Below are 470 nucleotides of genomic sequence, written 5' to 3' on the forward strand. Positions count from 1 at the left end.
ACCGAAGGCGGCCAGATCACTTACACCGCCACGCTGACCAACCCCGCGCAAACACCAGTGACTGTCACTTTGAGCAATGGCTCGGTGATTACCATCAAAGCGGGCGAGTCCACTGGCACTGTGGTCGTGGATACTCCAGCCAACGACGTCTACAACAACGGTTCTACCGTCAGCACTACGATTACTGGGGCGACTGGCGGCAACTTCGAAAACCTGGTGCCGAGCACGACTCCGGCCGTTACCACGATTGTTGATTCGGTCGACACCACCACTGTTTCGCTGACAGCGGCCCAAACCGTAACCGAAGGCGGTCAGATTACCTACACCGCTACGCTGACCAACCCAGCACAAATGCCAGTGACTGTCACTTTGAGCAATGGCTCGGTGATTACTATCAAGGCGGGCGAGTCCACTGGCACTGTGGTTGTCGATACCCCGGCTAACGACGTCTACAACAACGGTTCTACCGT

General features: G+C 56.6%; 1 protein-coding gene. It reads left to right on the forward strand.

Translation table 11 applies throughout. The features are described from left to right. On the forward strand, positions 1 to 470 hold a 470-nt coding region (locus ACQRBV_RS08490; protein WP_427877920.1), incomplete at both ends, for an immunoglobulin-like domain-containing protein.

This window comes from Pseudomonas sp. R11F, assembly GCF_050312575.1.
GTDB lineage: Bacteria > Pseudomonadota > Gammaproteobacteria > Pseudomonadales > Pseudomonadaceae > Aquipseudomonas > Aquipseudomonas palleroniana.